Raw genomic sequence first — 7,575 nt, forward strand, 5'->3', positions numbered from 1 at the left:
TAAACAACCGGCTACGGCGGTCATTGAACTATCGCTGCCCAGCCGATCTAATGCCTGAACTAGCTTAGCAACTAGACCACTTCTAAGAATAGATTCTTAGTGTTGCACTTGATTTGACAATTGAGGAGAAAAAAACTTTAGTAAACACCCTCCAAAACTATAAGTAAAGAAAATAGGGCCCCCTTTTGGTTAGCACATGTTAACTGAAAGGGTCCCTATTTTCTTTACAATCTACCTTTTACAAAGCAATTGATGAAATGCTAGCTAACGCTAGTCCTAGTGACAAATTGTCTAAACGCTTGCAAGCAATCTTTGCCCAAGCATCTATTTCTCGGCGTGATATGTTGGGTGCAATGATTGGCGCCGGTATGAATATTGCTACAGCAAAGAGTGAATCATTTGCAGTGAATGAACTCAAACAGCAGTATATCGATGGCTATAATAATTCAAGCCCTAATAAACTATCAACAGTTCCAGATAAAGTAGCCAACCAAGCTGAGTATTCTCAACGAATTTGGGTGCATGGCGACGTCATGACGACACGAATGAAAGAAACCCTGAACAAGGGTTTGAGTCGCCGCATGAAAAAATCAGACATCAATAAAATGACCCGCAGTATTCCTCAAAGCGGTGATCGAATTGATGACAATTTAGCAACGCCTATGAACCAAATGCTATCCAGAATTCATACGTTAACAACTAATGAAGCTATACGCAATAGCAACGGTGGTAAGAATAGAGCGTATGATGAACAGAATGTTCAGTATGTGATGTGGTTAACCGAGGAAGATGATCATGTTTGTGATATTTGTGAACCACTTGATAGACAAACATTTGCCTATGGACAAGCACCGATTCCAGCCACGGATACTCATCCAAGGTGTCGTTGCCAGCTGGTAGCCTGTGATGAAGATGGGAATCTGCTGTCTGGTGAACTTGATAGGGTATTTAAGGAACAAAAAAAGCCCACTTAGTTTAAAACTAAGTGGGCCAGGAATATTATTAATTGGCTTCGCTCACAACAAAGTCGAGGGGTGCTAACTAAGTTAGCATCTATAATTAGTATAAGAACCTTAAATGAAGCTTAAAAACTAATTCTTTGATTTACCGACAAAGAAAGAAACTACAGCAACAACAATTACTGCTCCAATAATTGAAGGAATAATTGCCATTCCGGCTAATTGAGGGCCCCAAGATCCGAGTATAGCTTCTCCAATAGAGGAACCAACTAATCCGGCAACAATATTAGCAATCCACCCCATTGATTTTCCTTTGCTAGTAATTGCTCCAGCAATAGCACCAATGATGGCACCAATAATTAAAACCCATAACCAATGCATAAAACATCATCCTCTCTTATTTTTCGAAGGATGTTTTTTAGATTTGTTATAGTTTTGAATTTCTTTAAAAATGGCTAATAAAAGTTGAGATATAGAAATGATAATTGATATTTTTGACCAAAGTCTAAATCTTTTCATATGAAATCCTCTATTATCTAAATTGCATCCTTCTAGATCTAATTATAGACAATTGAATATTTGCATACAAGTTATTCGATTGTGCCATTCTTTTTAAAATAGGAATTTTTGATTTGCCTTTTTCTCAATTACAGGCGTTAAAGAATAATCGATTTATTTATTGCACTTACAAACAATTTAGCATACGGACTTAAAAAGGAGTTTTGATGATGAAAACAATGGTAGATTGTAAAATTAATCCGAACGCTGTTCGGAAAAAAAGATCAGCTTCCTTTAAAATGGTGTTTACCACAAACCCATCTTTTAGGAGCTGATCTTTTGTTTAGTATAACCTATTCCGAACGAATTAAAATCGAAACCTTTTGTGAACTAGGGCTGTCCAATATCCAAATGGGCGTTCGGCTGAACCGATCACCGTCAACAATTTCTTATGAATTATCTCGATGTCAACCTTATCAGGCTGAATTAGCACAAACAGATGCCGAATACAAGCGATCACGATGTGGTCGGAAAACTAAGCTGAGCGATGAGTTAAAGCAAAAAATTCTCAACCATTTACGTCTAAGCTGGTCACCAGGAATGATTGCTCACGAATTTAAACTAGCGACTAAATCTATTTATAATTGGCTAAATCAGGGGAGAATTGGTTTCTCCTTGAATGATCTACCTGAACATGGCGTACGCCAACGGCGTAACGTTGACCAACGATCCAAATATAATCAATCTTTGGGGCGATCAATTGAACAGCGTCCCATGATGATTAATCAACGTAATCGCATCGGCGATTTTGAACTAGATACAGTCGTTGGTCCTCGTGGGCATAGTAAGGCAGTTTTATTAACTTTAATCGATCGAAAATCACGGTTCCTTTGGGCATACCGGTTAAAAGATCGGACGACAGCGACTGTTAATGAAGCCCTAACTAAGTTCCTAACCACTTTTAATGGTCCGGTGCACAGCTTTACTGTGGACCGTGGCACTGAGTTTAGTGGGCTAGTATCACTTGAATCACAATATGGTATTAAGACCTATTACTGCCATGCTTATACGCCAGCTGAACGTGGTAGTAATGAACGCTTTAATCGGAATTTACGTTATTTTTATCCTAAAGGGACTCGTTTTGAGCACATTAGTGCTCAAGATTTAACGACGACGTTACTCCAAATTAACCAGCGACCGCTTAAAATACTCGACTGGCAAACACCGTATCAGGTTATGCTGACAAATTTGTCCAAAAATTCGGATTAAATTTGCAATCTACCACTAATTATTGTAAAAAAGAATACGCGTGTTTTACAGGCATGGGTTGATCGATTCCGCAATTCTCAAAAACTGAAGGGTAATGCATTATTCATCGTTGATGATGAAGCTGATGCTGCCTCAGAAAATACAAAGGTTAATCAAGAAAAGGTTTCCGCGATCAATGATCGACTACGAAAAATACGTGATACAGCACAAGCATCAATTTATCTTCAGGTGACTGGTACTCCCCAAGCCCTGCTACTTCAGAGTCTTAAATCCAATTGGCGGCCAATGTTCACTGAATACTTTGAACCTGGTAATGGCTATCTCGGTGGCGACTTTTTCTTTCCAGGAACAGAGACTAACGATATACCTGAATTCATTCATTTTGTTGATGATGAAACACCGCAAGAAAGCGCAAAGCATGTTGTGCTCCGCCACTTGGTCGTATCAGCACAAATCTTGCTAACTGGTGGTAAAGTCTCAAACTGTTTAGTTCACCCTGGCATTCGACGAGCAGCTCACGAGAAGTCAAAAAAAGAAATTGAAGATGCAATTGCCTGGTGGACTTTCCACCATGCTGACGAAAAATTCACTGATGCATTTGATCGGGAGTATGCCGCTATTACACCACAAAATACTGAGAAACAACCACACGATCAAGTATTGACACGTGTTAAACAGATTCTTGAAAAACGTGAGTTTACGATTGTCCTATTAAACGGCACATCAATTGACGATGACAAAGACTATGAGTCTGGATGTAACTTTGTTATTGGGGGAACTAACCTGGGCCGGGGTGTAACCTTTGGCCAATTGAATACGTTCTACTACACCAGAACCAGCAAAAATCCAAATGCGGATACGATGTGGCAACATAATCGTATGTTTGGCTATGATCGCGATCCTGGCTTGATAACAATGTATAGTAGCCGGGCGTTGTATAAACTCTTTGCAGAAATCAATGAGACTAATAACTCGATTATCCGTCAAGCTCAAGCAGGAAAGAAGATTACGATTGCATATCCAGATGGTTTGAATCCAACGCGATCTAATGTGTTAGATAAATCCTTGCTGAATATCCTGGTTGGCGGATCAAACCACTTTCCAAGCGTACCGAAGAACGAAACGACTATGCAGATATCAGATTTAGTTCAACAATTTTCTAATGATGATCCCGCTACTGAAGTTAGCTTAAAATTTATATCGGATATTTTGAAGCATTTCAAAGCAGAAAAAGAATTTAATCTTGATGGTTACATTAAGATGATTGATAGTGCCCGTAGTGAGAATCCAATGGCCAGCGGCCATATCCTTGTCCGGCGCAATCGTGACGTGACACTGGGCAACCGTGCATTACTGTCACCAAACGACTGGAAAGAAACTAATCAGTTTCAGGATGAGTTTGTGTTAACATTGTACCAAGTCTCTGGGGATAAGAACAACGGTAAATCAGTGTGGGTGCCGAACATTAAGTTGCCGATGAAAAAGAATTTTTATATTATTTAGAATTCATGATCATAGTGAAACTCCAGAGTTTTTGAAACATTAATCAATAAGATAGCATCGATGATCTCCATATCTCCCCCATTTTTTAAAATCAAGTAGCTTAGGAATACTAAACTAACAACAGATAGTGCTATGATTCATGCTATCCATTAGAAACGAATATTGTCTTTTTACAGACTTCCTAAAGTAGTACTATAAAACTAGTCTAAGGATGTGATGGATAGTGAAATATGTTAACAAAAAACTATTTTATAAAACAGTTAATAGTAAACGCATTTTTTCATTATTTAATTATGATGGCTCAGGATACTACGAGTTATTAGAAAAGAAAAAAAAGCAGGGCTATGTTCAGCTGATTTTGAATTCTAAATTTATGATTGATTTCATTAAGTGCTTTAACACCGAAAATTTTTGGGTTTATGAAATAAAATTAATACAGGATGACACCGACTATGCAACTGATTTGAACAAACTATTAAAATCTATTAAACGGGAAAAGAATAAGCTAATTCTTAGCCAAGTGATTAAACACTTAGATATTTTATATAGCACAAATTCCATTGAAATAGAAAAAATATCCTTGTCTAACAATAACAATAAGGATATGTCAATATATTCAAATGGGGTTTTTAAACTTAGCCAAAATGACTCTGAAAACTTTTCAAATAACATAATCGAAAAAGTAAGTGATATAACAAAATGAAACCATTTTATAAATTACTTTTCCGGCCTTTGACTATTATACTCTTAAGCATTTTTTTATATAAAGTTTTTGATTTGTCCCAATTATTTACATTTATTCCCAAAGGAAACGTTTCTATTAATTTGTCATTTTACACAATTTTGTCTACAAGTATTGTTAGTCTTATAGAATATGAGGTATCAAAAAGGATTCCTGTCATTACTGCATATATAAATACTGATAAGAATGATTTAACTAAGCAAGATGAGAGCATAACCGTTAGCCAAGAAAGTCCTAAGCAAGTATATGCTTGTATAACATGCGAAAATTGGAACAATACCAGTAAAAACTATTTAGAATTTTTTGTTGACTTCCCTGATTTTTTAGACGGATCGTGTGGAAACAACGTCGTAGATGACAAGACAAGAAAGTTGCTGATATGTAGAATGGACAATCACAAGGCAATTGTGCCGTTTTCAATCATGGCTAATGATATTAATGGAAATAAAGATGACTTTATTTCTATTGATATCAACAGGAACAAGAAAAACAGGATAAAAATATTTCGCAAAAATCGTTTAAAAATAAGAGCTTAGGAGGATTTTTAGTATGTCCAATACTACAAGATGGAGAATATCAACGGGTACGTTTATTAATCTTTTAGGAAAACTAGATACTGTCGATAACGACAGTCTGGGAGATCCAACAATACGAAATTTAGATGTACAAAAGGTCTTTAATGATGATCCTGAGGAAACCTTCAATAATACTGTTGTACATTTCAATTATTTTAATATATCTTATGAGAAGGTCTCAAATGTAGATGAGACGAGTGTTGTTAACAAAAACTTTTTAATACTATATGAAATGAACAATTCAATATACGCAATAATTGATAAGAATTCAGGTGCTAAATCGCTTCTAAGAAAGCTCTTTAGCTTTAACGGTAGAGGTGAAGTTGTTCAAGTTAATCACAATATTACGAGCAACATGATCGTTTGGTTAATATCGATGGTGTATTATTCTGATGCTAGTTTTACTTTTAATGATAAACGCCTGGAAATAGACTCGATTATTGGTTTTAAAGGAAATACTGAAGATTCACTAAATAAAGTCTCAGCTACTGGTGATGGAATTATGAATATCCTAAGTACACTTTCCTTTCTTTTAGAATCTTCTTCTTTAAAACAAGTAAAAATACGACTAGAGTATGACGTACATCAAAACTTAGAATTGAAAATTGATACCAATAATACCATTGAGATAAGTATAGATAAATACCTTGGTTCTTATTCGAATGATGAAGATTTTCCAAATTATTCGCCCACAGATGGACATCTCATTTTTTTACAGTACCTACTAGTATATTGTGAACTATTACCGATAATAAGACAATGGTTTGAAGAGTCAACAGATAATCCAGCCCCTAACGAAAACGATCAAGAAGCAAACAGATATAACCATTGGGGGGAAGATGACTATAAAGAGTTCTTGACACGTGTAAGCAATGACTTAATGACAAAGGTCCAGGAAAAACAAGATGCTCTTAATTGATAATTATTAGCTGATCTTCTCAATATTGACCTAATTTTTATTTGCTTTTAGCCAATAGGGTATACCCTATTGGCCTTTTTTGATCCATTATCAATGGCTTTTTAAATTAGGGCCTAGTACTTTTGGAATGGAAATACTTTCCAACACCAAAAATTCTAGACCCGATAAAATTAGTGATTTCCTGATAATTGAATGGGATATTGGTGGTGTTAATATGAGGAATCATGGTCAATATCTGATTATGATCAATAGGGATCATACCAACGTAGAAGTTGTTTAAATCAATAACGGTCAAAGAATTAGGAACACGCAGTTTAAGCGCTTCTTGGGCTAAAGCTTTCATATTATAGGCATTATTATCATATATTAAAGTAATATCACTGTCTTCACAAAGGTAGAAATCTGCTGAAGCAACATTACCAAGTAGCTGAAAAGTTGACTGATTCATGATATCTCCCTGACTATTTACAAAAAAGTGCTTTATTTTGCAGAATTAGGCATGTCATTCTGTTCTAAAAGCATATAATCAAAAGTAGGTTGGGCTCAATATAATGGAGCGGGAAGGAATTTATAATGGGAGAAAAGAAATTACATTATAAAATGTATAAAGATGGCAAAAAATTCGTTTTTGCCGCAATTGCTACACTGTCTTTTTTTGTCTTCGGTGGGGTATCAACGGTAGCAGTTCATGCTGATACCACCTCAGGGAACTTAACTGCCGCCACTGTAAACAGCACTAGTGATACGAAGAGCGCTGTTTCATCAGCAGCTACTGTAGCAAGCAGTGCCAGTGATACGAAGAGTGCTGCTCAATCAGCAGCTACTGTAGCAAGCAGTGCCAGTGATACGAAGAGTGCTGCTCAATCAGCAGCTACTGCAGTAAGCAGTGCCAGTGATACGAAGAGTGCTGCTCAATCAGCAGCTACTGCAGCAAGCAGTGCCAGTGATACGAAGAGTGCTGCTCAATCAGCAGCTACTGCAGTAAGCAGTGCCAGTGATACGAAGAGTGCTGCTCAATCAGCAGCTACTGCAGTAAGCAGTGCCAGTGATACGAAGAGTGCTGCTCAATCAGCAGCTACTGCAGTAAGCAGTGCCAGTGATACGAAGAGT

General features: G+C 36.7%; 9 protein-coding genes. 7 read left to right on the forward strand and 2 right to left on the reverse strand.

Annotated features, from left to right (window positions below; all coding sequences use genetic code 11):
* Positions 1–257: 257 nt before the first annotated feature.
* The gene (locus LDK34_RS12390; RefSeq protein ID WP_236941909.1) at positions 258–974 is read left to right on the forward strand and encodes a phage minor head protein; all 717 of its coding nucleotides are present in this window, start codon (positions 258–260) and stop codon (positions 972–974) included.
* 117 nt (positions 975–1,091) lie between these two features.
* On the opposite strand, the gene LDK34_RS12395 is transcribed toward LDK34_RS12390, so the two are convergent.
* A complete protein-coding gene (locus tag LDK34_RS12395; protein WP_003606447.1) occupies positions 1,092–1,340 on the reverse strand; it encodes a GlsB/YeaQ/YmgE family stress response membrane protein in 249 nt (82 codons plus the stop codon).
* 456 nt (positions 1,341–1,796) lie between these two features.
* Here LDK34_RS12395 and LDK34_RS12400 point away from each other — a divergent pair, with 456 nt between their 5' ends.
* From LDK34_RS12400 to LDK34_RS12420, 5 genes are all read left to right on the forward strand, one after another.
* Positions 1,797–2,726: an IS30-like element ISLpl1 family transposase gene (locus LDK34_RS12400; protein ID WP_236941910.1), complete on the forward strand. Its 930-nt coding sequence runs from the start codon at positions 1,797–1,799 to the stop codon at positions 2,724–2,726.
* Positions 2,727–3,011: 285 nt separating this feature from the next.
* Positions 3,012–4,229: a Z1 domain-containing protein gene (locus LDK34_RS12405; RefSeq protein WP_236941911.1), complete on the forward strand. Its 1,218-nt coding sequence runs from the start codon at positions 3,012–3,014 to the stop codon at positions 4,227–4,229.
* Between the two features lie 223 nt (positions 4,230–4,452).
* Positions 4,453–4,932, forward strand: coding sequence for a hypothetical protein (locus tag LDK34_RS12410; RefSeq protein ID WP_236941912.1), 480 nt, complete (start codon positions 4,453–4,455; stop codon positions 4,930–4,932).
* A 74-nt stretch (positions 4,933–5,006) separates the two neighbouring features.
* Positions 5,007–5,507 carry a hypothetical protein gene (locus LDK34_RS12415; protein WP_236941913.1) on the forward strand — a complete coding sequence of 167 codons (501 nt, stop codon included), beginning with the start codon at positions 5,007–5,009 and terminating at the stop codon, positions 5,505–5,507.
* A gap of 13 nt (positions 5,508–5,520) precedes the next feature.
* The gene (locus tag LDK34_RS12420) at positions 5,521–6,465 is read left to right on the forward strand and encodes a hypothetical protein (protein WP_236941914.1); all 945 of its coding nucleotides are present in this window, start codon (positions 5,521–5,523) and stop codon (positions 6,463–6,465) included.
* A gap of 106 nt (positions 6,466–6,571) precedes the next feature.
* On the opposite strand, the gene LDK34_RS12425 is transcribed toward LDK34_RS12420, so the two are convergent.
* On the reverse strand, positions 6,572–6,913 hold the full coding sequence (locus tag LDK34_RS12425; RefSeq protein ID WP_236941915.1) for a hypothetical protein: 342 nt from the start codon (positions 6,911–6,913) through the stop codon (positions 6,572–6,574).
* Positions 6,914–7,038: 125 nt separating this feature from the next.
* Here LDK34_RS12425 and LDK34_RS12430 point away from each other — a divergent pair.
* On the forward strand, positions 7,039–7,575 hold a 537-nt coding region (locus LDK34_RS12430; RefSeq protein ID WP_236941916.1), incomplete at its 3' end, for a KxYKxGKxW signal peptide domain-containing protein.

It is taken from the genome of Furfurilactobacillus milii (assembly GCF_021654115.1).
Classification (GTDB): domain Bacteria; phylum Bacillota; class Bacilli; order Lactobacillales; family Lactobacillaceae; genus Furfurilactobacillus; species Furfurilactobacillus milii.

Excerpts from the sequence above, each read along its gene's own strand:
- LDK34_RS12425 (WP_236941915.1), bottom strand. The coding sequence starts at position 6,913 with ATGAATCAGTCAACTTTTCAGCTACTTGGTAATGTTGCTTCAGCAGAT.
- LDK34_RS12405 (WP_236941911.1), top strand. The coding sequence starts at position 3,012 with ATGTTCACTGAATACTTTGAACCTGGTAATGGCTATCTCGGTGGCGAC.
- LDK34_RS12420 (WP_236941914.1), top strand. The coding sequence starts at position 5,521 with ATGTCCAATACTACAAGATGGAGAATATCAACGGGTACGTTTATTAAT.
- LDK34_RS12395 (WP_003606447.1), bottom strand. The coding sequence starts at position 1,340 with ATGCATTGGTTATGGGTTTTAATTATTGGTGCCATCATTGGTGCTATT.
- LDK34_RS12390 (WP_236941909.1), top strand. The coding sequence starts at position 258 with ATGCTAGCTAACGCTAGTCCTAGTGACAAATTGTCTAAACGCTTGCAA.